Annotated in this window: 15 protein-coding genes; 6 read left to right on the top strand and 9 right to left on the bottom strand. The window is 73.6% G+C overall.

Annotated features, from left to right (window positions below; genetic code table 11):
- Positions 1-35: 35 nt before the first annotated feature.
- A complete protein-coding gene (locus JQN83_RS26535; protein ID WP_208569881.1) occupies positions 36-1,022 on the top strand; it encodes a sporulation protein in 987 nt (328 codons plus the stop codon).
- Positions 1,023-1,318: 296 nt separating this feature from the next.
- Here JQN83_RS26535 and JQN83_RS26530 read toward each other — a convergent pair whose 3' ends face one another.
- Positions 1,319-1,603, bottom strand: a complete 285-nt coding sequence (locus tag JQN83_RS26530) for a hypothetical protein (RefSeq protein ID WP_208569925.1) — start codon at positions 1,601-1,603, stop codon at positions 1,319-1,321.
- Between the two features lie 645 nt (positions 1,604-2,248).
- On the opposite strand from JQN83_RS26530, the gene JQN83_RS26525 reads away from it, so the two are divergent.
- Positions 2,249-2,656 (top strand): hypothetical protein, encoded by a 408-nt coding sequence (locus tag JQN83_RS26525; RefSeq protein WP_372444141.1) that lies wholly within the window; start codon positions 2,249-2,251, stop codon positions 2,654-2,656.
- A 201-nt stretch (positions 2,657-2,857) separates the two neighbouring features.
- Here JQN83_RS26525 and JQN83_RS26520 read toward each other — a convergent pair whose 3' ends face one another.
- Both JQN83_RS26520 and JQN83_RS26515 read right to left on the bottom strand, forming a co-directional pair.
- A complete protein-coding gene (locus JQN83_RS26520; protein ID WP_504739807.1) occupies positions 2,858-5,185 on the bottom strand; it encodes a HelD family protein in 2,328 nt (775 codons plus the stop codon).
- 306 nt (positions 5,186-5,491) lie between these two features.
- Positions 5,492-6,676, bottom strand: a complete 1,185-nt coding sequence (locus JQN83_RS26515; protein ID WP_208569880.1) for a LolA family protein — start codon at positions 6,674-6,676, stop codon at positions 5,492-5,494.
- 94 nt (positions 6,677-6,770) lie between these two features.
- Between JQN83_RS26515 and JQN83_RS26510 the strand changes: the two genes are divergently transcribed.
- Positions 6,771-7,427 (top strand): response regulator transcription factor, encoded by a 657-nt coding sequence (locus JQN83_RS26510; protein ID WP_208569879.1) that lies wholly within the window; start codon positions 6,771-6,773, stop codon positions 7,425-7,427.
- 41 nt (positions 7,428-7,468) lie between these two features.
- The gene (locus tag JQN83_RS33455) at positions 7,469-9,082 is read left to right on the top strand and encodes an ATP-binding protein (RefSeq protein WP_244253288.1); all 1,614 of its coding nucleotides are present in this window, start codon (positions 7,469-7,471) and stop codon (positions 9,080-9,082) included.
- Positions 9,083-9,299: 217 nt separating this feature from the next.
- Here the strand turns inward: JQN83_RS33455 and JQN83_RS26495 are convergent, their stop codons facing one another.
- On the bottom strand, positions 9,300-11,237 hold the full coding sequence (locus JQN83_RS26495; RefSeq protein ID WP_208569878.1) for a tetratricopeptide repeat protein: 1,938 nt from the start codon (positions 11,235-11,237) through the stop codon (positions 9,300-9,302).
- Positions 11,238-11,294: 57 nt separating this feature from the next.
- On the bottom strand, positions 11,295-11,756 hold the full coding sequence (locus JQN83_RS26490; protein WP_208569877.1) for a MarR family winged helix-turn-helix transcriptional regulator: 462 nt from the start codon (positions 11,754-11,756) through the stop codon (positions 11,295-11,297).
- 50 nt (positions 11,757-11,806) lie between these two features.
- Between JQN83_RS26490 and JQN83_RS26485 the strand changes: the two genes are divergently transcribed.
- Entirely contained in the window at positions 11,807-12,328 is a 522-nt protein-coding gene (locus JQN83_RS26485) for a VOC family protein (RefSeq protein ID WP_208569876.1), read from the top strand.
- A gap of 24 nt (positions 12,329-12,352) precedes the next feature.
- A complete protein-coding gene (locus tag JQN83_RS33450) occupies positions 12,353-13,375 on the top strand; it encodes a hypothetical protein (RefSeq protein ID WP_244253272.1) in 1,023 nt (340 codons plus the stop codon).
- Here the strand turns inward: JQN83_RS33450 and JQN83_RS26475 are convergent.
- The 4 genes from JQN83_RS26475 to JQN83_RS26460 form a co-directional block, all read right to left on the bottom strand.
- Positions 13,335-13,865: a potassium channel family protein gene (locus JQN83_RS26475; RefSeq protein ID WP_208569875.1), complete on the bottom strand. Its 531-nt coding sequence runs from the start codon at positions 13,863-13,865 to the stop codon at positions 13,335-13,337. The two genes, JQN83_RS33450 and JQN83_RS26475, sit on opposite strands and share 41 nt — an antisense overlap.
- A gap of 126 nt (positions 13,866-13,991) precedes the next feature.
- Positions 13,992-14,171, bottom strand: coding sequence for a DUF4236 domain-containing protein (locus JQN83_RS26470; protein WP_208569874.1), 180 nt, complete (start codon positions 14,169-14,171; stop codon positions 13,992-13,994).
- A gap of 110 nt (positions 14,172-14,281) precedes the next feature.
- Entirely contained in the window at positions 14,282-14,737 is a 456-nt protein-coding gene (locus JQN83_RS26465; protein ID WP_208569873.1) for an RrF2 family transcriptional regulator, read from the bottom strand.
- 7 nt (positions 14,738-14,744) lie between these two features.
- The gene (locus JQN83_RS26460) at positions 14,745-15,659 is read right to left on the bottom strand and encodes a helix-turn-helix domain-containing protein (protein ID WP_208569872.1); all 915 of its coding nucleotides are present in this window, start codon (positions 15,657-15,659) and stop codon (positions 14,745-14,747) included.
- Positions 15,660-15,804 lie beyond the last annotated feature (145 nt).

Raw genomic sequence — 15,804 nt, 5'->3', positions numbered from 1 at the left:
GTGGAGTACGCGCCGACCGTGAAGCGGGAGTTCCGATGGTCTTCAAAAAGATGCTGAGCGCGTTCGGGGTCGGTGGGCCCAGCGTCGACACCGTCCTGGCCAACCCGAACACCCGGCCCGGCCTGACCCTCGACGGCAACGTGAACCTGGTCGGCGGGGACGCCCCCGCCAACATCGAGCAGGTCGTCATCGGCCTGGTCACCCGGGTCGAGATCGAGGGCGGCGACAGCGAGTACGCAGGCGTCATGGAGTTCCACCGGATGGTGGTCAGCGGCCCCCTCCAGCTCGCGCCGAAGCAGCAGCTCGCCATCCCGTTCCAGCTGCCGGTGCCGTGGGAGACCCCGATCACCGACGTCTACGGTCAGCGCCTGCACGGCATGACCATGGGGCTGCGTACCGAGCTGGCGATCGCCCGCGCGGTCGACAAGAGCGACCTCGACCAGGTCAACGTGCACCCGCTGCCGGTGCACGAGCACATCCTCGGCGCGTTCCAGCAGCTCGGTTTCCGGTTCAAGCACGCCGACCTGGAGCGGGGCCACATCCGGGGCTCCCAGCAGACGTTGCCGTTCTACCAGGAGATCGAGTTCTTCGCCGCACCCCAGTACGCGCAGGCCATCACCGAGCTGGAGCTGACCTTCGTAACCGGCCCGCACGGGGTCGAGGTGGTGCTGGAGTGCGACAAGCGGGGTGGTTTCCTCAGCTCCGGGCACGACGTGTTCGGCCGCTACACCGTCTCCCACACCGACGTCGACCGGGTCGACTGGGTCCAGGTCGTCGACGGCTGGCTGCGCGAGACCACCTCCACGTACGGCAACCTGCGCGCCTCCTCCGGATACGGTGCCCCCACCCACGGCTACCCGATGCACGGCCACGGCCACGGCCACCACGGCCGGGGCCCGGGGATGGGTGGCGTGGTGGCCGGTGCGGCGCTCGGTGTCGCCGGTGGCCTGGTCGCCGGTGAACTGATCGAGGACGCCTTCGAGGGCGACGACGATGGCGGCGACTTCGGCGGCGACGAGTGAACTGAGGTCACGTCCGGCGGACGGGCCGTCGCCGGGCGGGTCCCCGGTCCGGTGTGGACATACCGGGACGGCCGGACCCTGCTCGGCGGTCCCAGTGTGACATTTCAGGACGGTCGGACCGTGCTCGGCGGTCCCAGTGTGACATTTCAGGACGGTCGGACCGTGCTCGGCGGTCCCAGTGTGACATTTCGGGACGGCCGGACCGTGCTCGGCGGTCCCCAGAGCAGCGATGGCCCCCGGGAGTAGTCCCGGGGGCCATCGTCCCGCGCAGCTCGTGCTGCTCGGGTCAGCTACGGTCAGCGACGACCCTTGCGCTCCGCGCCGGAACGCCGCGCCGAACCCGCCTTCGCCAGGCCCCGGCTCACCAGGTAGGCGCCGGTCAGGGCGGTCAGGAACCACCACGCCTGCGTCGGGTTGTTGATGTTCAGGCCGTTCGTGGCGGTACCACGCCAGAAGGCGGAGATCACCACGACCGCGACTGCGGCGGCGTACACCCAGAACTCGGTCGTCAGGAACGACTGCTTGGTCTCCGTACCCGGAGACGGCATCGCTTCCCGGTGCCCGTCGTGCATCATCGGCATCTGCCGGGTCTGCTCGTTCATCATGGCGTTGCGCTGGGCGGTGTCCATCGGCCGGTTCATGGGCCTGGTGGATGCAGCCTGCGTGCTCATCTGGTCCTCCTCAGGATTTGATGAGTACCTGCGCTCCCTCACCCCGCTACCGCGGTCGGCCACGGCACGGTTCGCCTGCTGTGGCGGGGGCACCCTGGGTCTACCCCCCGACGGCGAGCAGGTAACACCGGCTTCCGGCCGAAATTCCGCCGCCGGGCCCGCCCTCCGGTGCCCCGACCGTGGTACGCGGCGACGCCGCGCCGACCCAGCTCCGGTCCGCCCGGGCCGAAGCGGGGTGCGGCCTGTGCGTGGTCGGGGCGGGGTGCGGCTTATGCGTGGTCGGGCGGGTGCGGTCCGTCCGGGCCGCGGGGTGCGGCTTATGCGTGGTCGGGGCGGGTGCGGCCCGTCCGGGGTCGCGGGGTGGGACCTGTGCGTGGTCGGGCGGGTGCGGTCCGCTCGAGGGCGAGGGCGAGGGCGAGGGCGAGGGTGGGACGGGGTGCGGTCGCTGTCTCGACCGCCTGCTCCCGGCCTGGTCCCCGGGGCTGGATGCGGTGTTTGGTCGTGCGGGCCACGGGCACGCAGCGGGTTCCGCCGAGACTCTGCGAGGTGATGGACGTGCGCGACGACGACGTGATGCGGAACTCCACCCGTAAGGCCGAGGAGCGGCTCACCGCCGGGGTGTACGGCCCCGGGGCGCTCGACGAGGTGACCGTGCCCCGGGTCGACGTGACCAGAGCCCTCCAGGAGGACGACCCGGACGACGTGGCCGACGTGCCGATCGACCCGGAGGTATTGCGCGACGGTGGCCCGACCCGGGGCCAGGGGGCGGTGACCACCACCGGCGGCACCGCCGGCCCGGCCAGTGTGCGGCGGGTGGCCCGGCAGCCCGGACGACACCCGGGCACGGTCGCACCGACGACCACCGGCGACGCCACCACCGGCGGGCTGAGCACCCCGACCGGCGGCCCCGTCAGTGACCAGTCGGCCAGCGCCGTCGAGATCGGCGACTTCTCCGACGACTGACCGCGCTGCTGGAGGGGCACCCGCCCCATGATCACGCTCGAACATGGATGTAGTGGCCTCCTCTCGCCGGGAGGCCACTACATCCATGTTGCAGCACGATCTTGCCGATCACGGGCCCGGTGCGTCGGGGTGGGCGTAGGGGTCGGGCGCCCCCACGGTGGTCGCCCGGTGAACGCGGTGGCCCGCTTCGAAGGGTGGGGGTCAAGGGGTCGGGCGGAGCACCCCCAGGCGTTGGGTGGCGCGGGTCAGTGCGACATAGAGGTCGTTGCGACCCCGGGGGGACTCGGCGACGATCCCGTCCGGGTCGACCACCAGCACCGAATCGAACTCCAACCCCTTGGCCTGGCCGACGGTGAGCAGCACCACCCGGCTCTCCAGCTCGGGCTGCTCGCCGACCGCCGCCTCGGGCAGCGCGGCCAGCAGTACACCCGCCAGCTCGTCGGCCCGCCCGACCGGCACGATCACCCCGAGCCGCCCCTCCCGGTCACCCGGGCGGGCATCCGTACCGCCACCGTCCAGCCCGGCGGCCTCCCGACGGGCCGCCTCGACCAGTTCCACGCCGAGCCGGTCCGGCTCGACGGTCCGGTCCCACGGCGGCACCCCGCTGTGGCGTACCGAGCGGGGTGGGCGCAGCTGCGGGTCGATCCCGGCGAGCACCTCGGCGGCGACCGCCATGACCTCCGCCGGGGTGCGGTAGCTGACGGTCAGCTCCTCCAGCCGCCAGCGCCGCGCCACGTACGGTTCCAACGCCTCGGCCCAGGACGGGGTGCCGGCCAGCGCACCGGTCTGCGCCACGTCCCCCACGATCGTCATCGACCGGCTCGGACAGCGGCGCATCAGCAGCCGCCAGGCCATCGGGGTCAACTCCTGCGCCTCGTCCACGATGATGTGCCCGAACGCCCAGCTCCGGTCGGCGGCGGCCCGCTGCGCGGTGGTCAGCCGGTCGGTCTCCTCCTGCCGTTCCAGCAGCCGGTCGGCGTCGATCAGGTCGGTGACACCGAGGATCTCACCGCCTTCGGCCTCGTCCTCCACGTCGATCGAGCGGGAGCCCCGGGCGATCTCCAGCACACCCTCGGCGTACTCGCGTTGGAAGGAGCGGATGCGTTCCCGGCGGGCGGCTGCGGCCCGCTCGTCCTCGCCGAGCAGTTCGGCGGCCTCGTCCAGCAGCGGCACGTCGGCCGGCGTCCAGCCGTCGCCCGCCGGCCGGTGCAGCAGGGCACGTTCGTCGTCGGTGAGCATCGGCGCGGCGGCGGCGATCCGCTCCGGCGAGGCGTACAGGTCGGCGAGCAGCCGCTGCGGGGTGAGCACCGGCCAGAGCTGGTCCAGCGCGGCGGTGACCTCCGGTTCCTCGCGCAGTTCCCGGCGGATCTCGGCGCGGTCCGCCTCCTCCAGCAGGTTGTCCCCGCCGAGCGGATCGGCCCCGATCCGCTCGGCGACCTGCTCGGCGAGGGCGTGTACGACCTCGATGTCGAACAGGGCGCGGGCCAGGTTGTGCGGGCGGTCGGTGCGCCGGACCCGGTCGCGGGCCAGGCGTACCGTCTCCGGGTCCAGCCGCAGCACCTCCCGCTGGGGCAACTCGATCTCCAGCGGCGCGTCGGGCACCCACTGCCGGTCCCGGACGGCGGCGGCGAGCACCTCGGCCAGCACCGACCGACCCTTGAGTGCGGCGGTGCGGGCCGGTTCGGCGCGGCGGGCGCTGACCCCGGGGAAGAGGTCGCCGGGGGTGCTGAGCAGTACCCCCGTCTCGGCCAGGGCCGGCAGCACCTGGGAGATGTAGCGCAGGAAGGTGGCGTTCGGCCCGACCAGCAGCACGCCCCGGGTGGAGAGCTGCTGGCGGTGGGTGTAGAGCAGGTACGCGGCGCGGTGCAGCGCGACGGCCGTCTTGCCGGTGCCGGGGCCGCCCTGCACGACCAGCACCCCGGGCAGGTCGGCCCGGATGATGCGGTCCTGCTCGACCTGGATGGTCTCGACGATGTCCCGCATCCGACCGGTCCGGCCGGCGTTGAGCGCGGCGAGCAGGGACGCCTCACCGGTCAGCTCCTCGTGCCCGGTGGGGGAGGCGGTCTCGATGTCGAGCACCTCGTCGTTGAGGCCGGTGACCTTCCGTTCCCGGGTACGCAGGTGCCGCCGCAACCGGACACCCTGCGGGTTGGCGGCAGTGGCGAGATAGAACGGCCGGGCGGCGGGAGCGCGCCAGTCCATCAGCAGCGGTTCGTAGTCGCCGTCGGTGTCGAAGATACCGATCCGGCCGACGTAGTGCCGGCTGCCGTCGGCACCGTCGAGCCGACCGAAGGCCAGCCCCTGTTCGACCGCCGAGAACTGCTCGACCTGGTCGGCGTACATCCGTACGGCGCTGTCGCGTTGTGAGCGGTCCTGCAGGGTGCCGCCGCCGGTGCGCAGCTCGTCGGTGAGCCGTCGGGTGGCCTGCTCACGCAGGTCGTCCAGCCGGCCGTAGAGCATCGAGACGTACTCCTGCTCGCGGCCGATCTCGTCGTCGGGTTGCCGCAGCTCGTCCGGGTGCGTTGACAAGCCGTCTCCTCGTCGATTAAAATCGCTTCTGGAATGGCTTTGTGCCATTCCTTTTTGCATTTCGGGAACTGTTCAAGATACCGCCTGCGTCGGCACTCCACCAAGCCTTCACCCTGCCCCGGCCGACGCCACCCTCCCGTGGCACACCGCAGGGCGTCCCACCCGGTGTGTTGCCACCCTCCCGGCAGGCGAGGTCGGCGCTGCCGGGGTCGGACACGCCGACGGGGGCCCGTACCGGCACACGCCGACGGGGGCCCGTACCGGCTCGCGCCGGCCCGGACCCCCGAGGGTCGTAGCGTGCGGGATTCAGCCCCGCGCGGCCTGGTACAGCCGCTCCGGGGTCACCGCCCCGGCGAGCACCCGCCCGTCGTCGGTGAGTAGCACGCTGAACAGCTTCCCGGCGAACAGCCGGCCGCTGCCCCAGTCCCCGCTGACCTTCGGCAACCCGTTGAGCATGTCGAGGGCCTGCGCCGCGCCGGGTCCGTCGGCCGGTCCCGGCTTCGCCGCGCCACCGACCGGGGTGCGCGCCGCGTCCGCCGCGTCCGTCCGCGCCACCAGCACGGTGGTCCAGCCGGTCCCGACCGTACGCAGACCGGCGTCGTCGCCCGCCCCGGGCTTCGCCGCGGCCCCGGCCTTCCGGTGTGCGTCGGCCTTCGACCCGGCCCTGTCCTTCGACCCGGCTCCGTCCTTCGACCCGGCCTCCGCACCCGGGAGGTCGCCGGTCGCCTCGGTCACCTTCACCCCGGGCGGCGGGTTGAAGGTGAACTGGTCGGCGTCCGGCCGGCGGTAGTCGACCTGGGTGAAGGCCATCTCGAAGGCCGGCTGGTCGGCACCGTTGGCGAGCACCTCGAACCGCAGCGGCACGTGCTCGGTCGCGTCGATGGCGATCCGCACCTGGTGCACCAGGGACGCCTCGTCACGCGGGGTCAGCACCAGCTCGTACGCGTCCCGACCGGCGACGGTGGCCGACCGGCCGGTGGTGACCAGCGTGCTCGGGTCGACGGCGGCCAGCGCCCGCTCGGCGGCCTCCTTCGGGGTGACCGGCAACGCGCCCTCCGCCGCCCGCCCGGTCGACTCCGGCAGGGTCCGGTGGGTCGCGGTGTTGGCCTTGCTGTCCCAGGTCCACACGTCCCGGCCGGAACGGATGACGTCCCGCTCACCGAGGGTGTCGAGCAACGCGACCCGCTGCCGGTCCGGACCCGAATACCAGACCCGCAGGGTGTGCGTGCCGCTGAGCAGCGCGGCATCCCCACCGGCCAGGCCGACCAGTTTCGGCAGCCCGAGATCGGCGCGCTGCACCACCGTGCCGGAGAGCCCGTCCAACCGGGCGGTCTGCAGGTCGACGAGCAACTGGGCGGCGCTGCGCGGCGGCAGCGCGGGTTCGGCGTTCGCGGCGAACGTGCCGATCGCGGCACCTCCGCCCACGACGGTGACCGCGGCGGCCAGTGGCACCAGCCACCGCAGGGTGGAACGGTTCTTCAGTACGGACATGGGGCACCTCCTGGGACCATCCTGCCCGTCGGGTGCTGTGAGCCGGCTGAGGACGGCGTTCCGGTCGGTCGCGTCGGGGTGGCACGCTGGGATGATGCGGGTGCTGGTGGTGGAGGACGAGACGCGGCTGGCGGCGGCGTTGCAGCGCGGCCTGACCGCCGAGGGGTTCGTGGTGGACACGGCGGGCACCGGGCCGGCCGGGCTGGACGCCGCCCGGCACGGCGGATACGACGCGATGATCCTCGACGTGATGCTCCCCGGCCTGTCCGGCTACGAGGTGGTCCGCCGGTTGCGCGCCGACGAGTGTTGGCTGCCGGTGCTGATGCTCTCCGCCAAGGACGGCGAGTACGACCAGGCCGACGGGTTGGACTGCGGGGCCGACGACTACCTGACCAAACCCTTCTCGTACGTGGTGCTGGTGGCCCGGCTGCGGGCGCTACTGCGCCGGGGTGCCCCGGAACGGCCGACCGTCCTCGCCGTCGGGGACCTGAGACTGGACCCGGCCCGCCGCCGGGTCACCCGCGCCGACACCGAGGTGGTGCTCACCGCCCGGGAGTTCGCACTGCTGGAGTACCTGATCCGCCGCCCCGGCGAGGTGATCTCCAAGACCGAACTGCTCGACCACGTCTGGGACGCCAGTCTGCGTACCGCCCCGAACGCGGTCGAGGTGTACGTCGGCTACCTCCGCCGCAAGATCGGCCGGGACCGGTTGGAGACCGTCCGGGGTGCCGGCTACCGGTTGACCTCGTGAGACGCCCCCGCTGGCCGGTGCTCGGCCTGCGCGCCCGACTGATGGTGCTCGGCGTGGCCGGCCTCTCCGTGGGGCTGGCCCTCGGCGGGGTGGTGCTGCTGGTCGCGCTCGGCTGGACGCTGCAACGCACCGTCGACGAGGAGGCGTTCCGCACCGCCGACGCGGTCGCCCGGCTGGCCGGCGAGAACGCCCTGCCCGACCCGCTGCCGGTGGCCGGCGGGCAGCTCCGGGTACAGGTGGTCGACTCCGCCGGGCGGATCCGGGCCGCCTCCATCGACGCCGACCGGCTGGTGCCGATGGTCCGCCCCGACCAGCTCACCGGCACCGGCCGGCAACGCACCGTGGTGCCCGGCCAACGGCTCGGCTGGGAGGGGCCGGTACGGGTGGTGGCGGTGCCCGCCCAGTCCGCGGGGGAACCGTTGACCGTCCTGGTGGGCCGCTCCACCGTCGACATCCGACACGCCACCCAGGCCGCCCGGACCGTGCTGCTGGTCGCCTTCCCGCTGCTGGTGGGGCTGCTCGCGGTGGTCGCCTGGCGGGTGGTCGGGGCGACCCTGCGGCCGGTCGAGGCGCTGCGCAGCGGGGCAGCCGAGATCACCGGCCGGGACGCGGCCGACCGGCTGCCGGTGCCCGCCTCACAGGACGAGATCCACCGGCTGGCGGTCACCCTCAACGACATGCTGGACCGGCTGGAGGCGGCCCGCGCCCGGCAACGGTCGTTCCTCGCCGACGCGGCACACGAGCTGCGCAGCCCGCTGACGAACATGCGTACCGAGCTGGAGGTGGCCCAGCGCCTCGGCGACCGCACCGACTGGCCGGTCGTCGCCACCGACCTGCTCGCCGACACCGAACGGCTGGGTCGGCTCGTCGACGACCTGCTGCTGCTGGCCCGACTCGACGAGCAGCCGACACCGGGGGCCGGTCACGCCCGCGAGGCGGGGCCGGTGGAGCTGGGCGGGTTGCTCGCCGAGGTCGCCGCCCGCTGGCCGGGCCCACCGCCCGTCCCCGCGACGGAGCCACCGGACGGGGACGACCCGTCCACCCCACCCGGGGCCGGCGCTTCGTCTGTCCCGTCGGATGTGGTCAGCCGGTGCGTCCCGGCTGGTGTCGGCGTTCCGCCTGTTCCGTCGGGTGGGGGCGATCCGTCTGCTCCGCCTGGTGTCGGCGTTCCGCCTGTTCCGTCGGGTGGGGGCAGCGCATCGGTGCTGTCGGGTGGGGGCAGCGCGACCGTCCCGCCGGGTGTCGGGGATCCGTCCGGGCCGCCGGTCGTGCTCGTCGCTGCGGCGTCGGGGCCGGCATGGACGGTTGGCGTCCCCGACGAACTGCGCCGGGTGCTGGGCAACCTGGTCGACAACGCCGTCCGGCACGCGCGTACCCGGGTCGTGCTGGCCGTCGAGTCGACGACGGATGGGGCGTACCACCTGGTGACGGTGACCGACGACGGGCCGGGCATCCCGGTGGCGGACCGGGACCGGGTGTTCCGCCGGTTCACCCGGCTGGACGAGGGCCGGGCCCGGGACGCGGGCGGCGCCGGGCTCGGCCTGGCCATCGTCCGGGAACTGGTCCGCCGGGGTGGCGGCACGGTCGACCTCACCGACGCGAAACCCGGCCTGACAGTCCGGCTCCACCTCCCGGTCCTCCCAGACCCCGACTAACCCACCCCCACCCCCCACCCCCCCCACCCGAGTTGATCAAGAGGTTTGCGTCACGATTTTCGTTGTGGGTGACGCAAACCTCTTGATCACCGCCGCGTCCAACCGAGTGCCTGGGTGATCAAGAGGTTTGCGTCAAAGATCGAGGGTTGGGTGACGTAAAGCTCTTGATCAACTCCGGCGAGGGCGGGGGCGGGGGCGAGGGGGGAGGGGGGAGGGGTTAGCGGCGGGTGGTGCAGATGCGTTTGGCGCGGGCCACGACGTCGGTGGACCAGACCACGGCGACGGTGAAGCAGTAGTTGGTGGTGCGGTCCAGGCCGTGTACGACGAAGTTGTCGGTGCCGGGCGGGAGGGTCTGGAACGGGCGGGGATCCTGCCCGGCCTTCGCGGCGGAGAGGATCACCGGCCCCTCGCTCCCGGCCGGGTACGTCCAGGTCAGGGTGATGCCGTCGGGTCGGTCGCGCAGCGTCACCTTGCCTGGTGGGGTCCCCGGCGAGGCGGGTGGGACGGCGTTCGGCGTCGCGGCGGTCGGCGTTGCCCCGCTCGGTGCGACGGGCGGCGGGTCGTCGGAACTGCCCACCTGGGACACCCCGGCGATCACCGCGACCGCGCCCAGCAGCACCACCGCGACCCCGACCGCCACCAGCGGTACGGCACCCGGGCGGCGTGGGGGCGGGGCGTGCCGGCGCGGCACCAGCACGGGCAGCAGCCGGGACGGGTCCACCGGCGGCTCCGCCGGCACCACCCGGCGCACCCCGGCGGCCTCCTGCCCGGGGTGGCCCGGCGGCGGGGCGTAGGGGGATTCCCGCCGGTCGCCGGTCGCCCCGGACCTGGCCGTCGTGCTGGCCGACTCGGGCGGCCAGTGACCGTCGTCCCCACCCCACCCTGATCTGGCCGAATAGCCAGAGTCAGCCGAATGGTCCGACGTCGCCGAATAGCCCGACCCGGCCGAGGTTTCCGATGCCGCCGGATAGTCGGGTGCCGCCGGATAGTCAGACGTCGTCGGATAGCCCGACGCCGCCTGATGGTCCGATGCCGCCGGATAGCCGGGTGCCGCCGGATAGCCGGGTGCCGCCGGATAGTCAGGTGTCGAGGGGTGGCCGGATGCCGCTGGATAGCCGGGCGTCGTCGGATAACCCGATGCCGCCTGATGGTCCGACGTGGCCGGATAGCCGGTGCCGCCGGGGTGTCCGGTGCCGTCACGGGTGGGGTAGCCGGCGCCGGTCGGCTGGTCGGGGGGGTCGAAGCCCGCCGGGTGACCGAAAGCGGTGGGCCGCCCGGTGCCCTGTGGGTAGCCGGTGTCGTCGGGGGGTAGCCGCTGGCCGGGCACCGTCGGCGGGTACGCCTCGTCAGCGGGCACCACCCCGGCCGACCAGGCCGACAGGTCGGGCGGCCCTTCGGCGGGTGGTGGGGTACGGGCGGCCGGCACCACCGGCGCGTCGCGTTCCGGGGTGGGCTCGTCGTCGCAGACGTGATCCGGGTCGGCAGCCGCCCGGGCCAGCGCGGCGACCTGCCGGGCCAGCGGGTCGTCGGCGGCCAGGTGCTGGCGGGCCAGCTCGCGGGCGAGAGCGAGGTTGTCGTGCGCCTCGTCGAAACGGCCGCAGTCGCGTTGCATCGCACCGAGCCGGGCGAGCATCTTGATCCCGCTGGCGTGCCCGTCGCCGTAGACCTCGCGGTGCAGCTCCCATGCGTCCTGGAGGCGTTCGCGGGCCTGGGCGCACTGGCCCCGGGCGTACTCGACGGTGGCCAGGTCGGCGTGCGCGGCGAGCACCCGCAGCGACTCGGGGCCGTCCCAGGCGGTCAGCTCCAGGATCACCTCGGAATAGAGCCGGGCGGCGCGGGCGTCGCTGCCGACCCGGTGCAGCACCGCCGCCAGGGTGGCCGCCGTGGAGATGGTCCGCTGGTCGGAGATGCCGTACAACCGGCTCGACGCCGCGTACGCGAAGGCGGCCCAGCCGCGTGCCGAGTGTGGTTCGCCGAGGGTGACCAGTAGCCGGGCCTGGAGGCCGGCGGCCTCGGCCAGCTCGGGTGAGGCGTGGTCGGGGCGGGGGTCCGCGTCGGTCAGCGCGTCGGCCAGCAGACGCTGGGCGCCGGCCAGGTCGCCGGCGGACACCAGGTGCTGCGCCTGGAGGGTCAGTTCACCGAAGCCGGAAGACACGCCCCATCGTGCTTGGCCGGCAACCGTTAGTACAACCCTTGCCGGTCGGCAACTTGGTCAAGAACCGGTCAGGTGGGCGACCAACGTCTCGCTGATCCGGCGCAGCTGGTCCACCTGGGCGGGGCTGAGCGCGTCGAACAGGTGCCGGCGTACCCCTTCGACGTGGCCGGGCGCGGCGGCGGCGAGGGCCGCGAAACCGTCGTCGGTGAGGACGGCGATCTGGCCGCGCCGGTCGGTGGGGCACTCGTCGCGGCGGACCCAGCCGGCGGTCTCCAACCGGGCGACGGCGTGCGAGAGTCGGCTGCGTGACGAGCCGGTGAGGTCGGCCAGCTCGCTCATCCGCAGCCGTCGGTCGGGCACCTCGGAGAGCCGGACCAGGATCTCGTAGTAGGCGTGCGGCATCCCGGCGTCGCGTTGCAGCTCGCGGTCGAGGGTGTCGCTCAGCGCCCGGGAGGCGGTCAGGAAGGCACGCCAGGTCTGCTGCTCGTCGTGGTCCAGCCAGCGGGTCATGACCGTCATCATAGCCGTAATAGTTGAACGCTCAACCAAAACGAGCTACCGTGGGTGGCATGGGAATCCACCGCCTCAACCACGCCGTGCTCTACGTCTCCGACCTGCGTCGCAGCATCGACTTCTACCGCGACGTGCTGGGCTTCCGCCCGGTGCCGATGACCCCGGACGGGTTCCGGGGCGCGGCCTTCCTCCAGGCCCCCGACTCGACCAACGACCACGACCTCGGCCTGTTCGAGATCGGCGCGAACGCCGGCCGCTCGCAGGCCGGCCGGGCCACCGTCGGCCTCTACCACCTGGCCTGGGAGCTGGACACCCTCGACGAGCTGGCCGCGACCGCACAGCGGCTGGCCGCCGCCGACGCCCTGGTCGGCACCTCCGACCACGGCACCACCAAGAGCCTCTACGGCCGCGACCCCGACGGGTTGGAGTTCGAGATCGTCTGGATCGTCCCGGCCGACCAGCTCGACGAGGACACCCTCGCCGCCCGCAAGCGGATCGGCCGGCTCGACCTCGACCGCGAACGGGCCCGCTACGGCGGCCAGACCCGGGGCGGGGTGGGGATCTCCGTCCCGGTCTGAACGGCCGTAGGGTAGAACGACAGCATGTCGATCGACGCCGTCCTGCGGGAGCTGCTCGTCCGCCAGCTCGACCACTGGCTGCCGGGGGCGCTGCACCGCTCCCGGCGGGCCACCCTCGCGCTGGCGTACGCCGGTGACCCCGGCAGCGCCGAGGCGGCCCTGCGGGTGGTGGCCGGCCACGCGGACCGGCTCCGGGGCCGGCGTCTCACCGTGCTGGTGCTCGCCGACGGCGGCCCCGAACTGCCCGCCCGGCTCGGCGTCGTCGAGGCCGGCCTGCCCGGTGACGTGGCTGTGCACGTGGTGCCCGGCGACCCGGCCCGGCTGCCGGTGGCACTCAAGGCGGCCGGCGCGGCGGGCGCACCGCTGCTCACCCTGGTCGACGGCGTGCCGCCGGACCGGGCGCTGCTGGCCGCCACGACCACCGGCCGACCGGCCGAGGTGCTGCTCACCGCCGCCACGACCACCGCCCTGCGGCCGGCTCTGACCGCCGCCGGGTTTCCGCTGGTCGCCGAGGTCGAGCTGGTGCCCGTCGACGGGTCACCGGCCCGCCGGGTGGCCTTCGGCACCGGGCTGGACAAGAGCCTGGAGGCGTTCAAGGACGCCCTCTGGGCCGCCGACGGGTCCGGTGCCGCCGACGGGTCCAGGGCCACCCACGGGCCCGGTGCGGGCGACGGGTCCAGGGTCACCGACGGGCCCGGTGCGGGCGACGGGTCCATGGCCGCCGACGGGTCCATGGTGACCGGCGGGGGCGCTGCGATCCGCTACCGCGACCCGGCCGGCGGGCTGCTCGACGTCGCCGGGCCACCGGCGGCCGGTCCGTTGTGCGGCGAACTGCTCGCCGAGTTGACCCGGCACGGTCCGCGTACGGTGACCGAGCTGCGGCGGCACGCGCTGACCGCGACGGCGTACCGGGCGGTGGACGCCGGGCGCGCGCTCACCGAGCTGCTCGACACCGGTGCGGTCAGCCGGGACCCGGAGCACGGGCGGCTCGGCGGGGACGTGCTGATCAGCGCGGTCCCCGCCCCGGCCGCCCGGTCAACTGCCTGACCACGATGGACGCCCCGGTGGCGATCACCCCGATGCTGAACACCATCTGCACGCAGACGATCGCCTTGGCGAGCTGCCCCTGGGCGTGTACGTCGCCGTAGCCGACGGTGGTGAGGGTGGTCAGGGCGAAGTAGAGCGCGTCCAGCCGGGTGTGCAGCCCGGAGAACTGGTCCGGCCCGCTGCCCGCCACGACGTAGTCGGCCACCGCGAAGGCGAGCAGCCCGGCGACCAGCGCCACCACCAGGCGGCTCAGCGACCGGACCTCGTCCTCGCCGACCGGGGCAGCGGCACCGAGCTGACGACCCACCTGGCGGGTCACCAGAAAGGTGACCACGGCGATCAGCAGCAGGGTGCCCACCGCGCGCAGGGTCAGCCGCAGGCCGTTCGGATCAGGCTCCAACGGGATCAGGAAGTAGCTGACCAACAGCAGGGCGCAGGCCGCCAGGGTGTGCCGGCGTGCCCGCGCGTAGCTCCCGTCGTCGCGTGCCATGCGGCGATTCTGCGCCGTGGGGACGGGGCCGGCCCGGCGAATCCGGAACCCGACCGGTGCCGCAGCGGGGTACAGACGTCGAACGGGGCACCGGTGAACCACCGGTGCCCCGTTCGACGAAGGACGTCACGCCCGGGATTTGTCCTGCTTCCAGGACAGCGGCCCCGGCAGGTCGACGCGGTGCGCCTTGGCCTTGGAGTTCCAGGACCAGCGGCCGATCTTGATGCTCCACGACGAGAAGCCGTTCTCGGTGAAGTTCAGGATGATCGGCCCGTACTTCTTGCGCTTACGGAACATCAGGCCCATCGTGGCGCTCCCTTCGCGTTCCCTGTCGTCGTTGCCGTCTCGACCCGGTAGATGCCCGCATCCACCAAATCCGAAACCTGCTCCGGTCCGAGCTGGACGGACGCGGTGACTCAGCGCGGCTCCCACGCGTCGGGCAGGGTTGTCAGCCTCCGCACGTGCGTCGGGAGCCGGCCGCTGACCACCTCGGCGAGGCTCACCTCGTCGAGCACCTGTCGGACGGCGGCGCGGACGGCCACCCAGAGCCGGGGAAGGTTCTCCGCCGAGCCCTCGTACCTGGTCTCCTCGGGGCGCAGCCCGCGTACCCCGGCCAACGGGCCCTCGACGGCGCGCAGGATCGCCCCGACGGTGACCTCGCGCGGCGGTCGGGCCAGGGTGTAACCGCCCTCGGCGCCGCGCTGCGCGCGGACCACGCCGGCCCGACGCAGGTCGGCCAGGACCGCTTCGAGAAACTTGCGCGGCATGTCCTGCTCGCTGGCGATCGCCTGGGTGGAGAGCAGGGAGGGGTAGGCGGTGGCCAGGCTCAGGGCCGCTCGAACCGCATAGTCGCCGCGCGCGGAGATCTGCACCCTGCCATCATGCCCGTCCGGCGGGGGTGCAGGGGTCGCCGGGTCGACGTGGCGCGACGATCCGCTGCGGTGACCGCCCCCGGGCGGCCCGGAACGCACCCGGGCTCACCCCCACCTCCCGGGTGAAGAACCGGCCGAAGTTCGTTGGCTCGGGGAAGCCGAGCTGGCGACCGATCCGGGCCACCGGTTCGTCGGTGGCGGCGAGCAGCCGGCGGGCCTGGAGCGCGACCCGCTCGTCGACCACCTGCTTGGCGCTGCGCCCGGTCACCGCCAGACAGGCCCTGGTCAGGGTACGCACCGAGCAGCCCAGGCGGGCCGCATAGTCCTCCACCCGGCGGGTGTACGGGTAACCCGCCTCCACCTCCCGGCAGAACCGGCGGAACGTGGCCGCCTCGGTCCGCTGCGGATCGGTGTCGTCGGGTGCCCGTTCGGAGTCGCGGGCACCGGGCAGCAGGGCCAGCCGGATGAGCAGGACGGCGAGCTGGTGCCGGAGCAGGGCGCGGACGGCCGGGTCGTCCCGGTGCCGCCGGTGGTCCACCACGAGTTGGGAGACCTCGTTGATGACGGCGTCCTCGTCCTCACCGGTCAGCTGGTGGTGGTGCGGCACCGCGGCGGGGTCGACGTCCAGCCCGTGCAGGGCGTCGGCGTGCCAGCGCAGCACGATCGCGTCGAGCCGCGCGGGACAGCGCAACACCTGGCCGGGCGTGGCCCGCAGCAGGGTGCCGGGCCGGCAGGGCAGCGCGTGGAAGTCCAGCTCGACGATGCCGTGCCCACCGGTGACCAGGATGAGCAGATCGTCGTCGAGCAGGACCGGCCGGGGTTGGCCGGCGCCGGGGGTGAGGTCGCCCAGCTCCAGGATGTCGATCTCGGGGCTGGGCAGGTCGGGACGGGTTGCCGGGGGGAGCTGACCGGAAGGGACCATCGTCTTCGACCGTAACCGGGGACGGCCGGGGTCGCATCCCGGCGACGGGACCCGGTCGCGCTCCGGGTGGCCCGTCGACCGTCGCGGGGTTGTCCGCCCGCCGGGGCCGGGCTACGTTACCGATCGGTAAGGACCGCGACGTGCG

The sequence above is a fragment of the Micromonospora antibiotica genome, assembly GCF_017599305.1.
GTDB lineage: Bacteria > Actinomycetota > Actinomycetes > Mycobacteriales > Micromonosporaceae > Micromonospora > Micromonospora antibiotica.
This window is presented reverse-complemented; position numbering and strand designations above follow the sequence as displayed.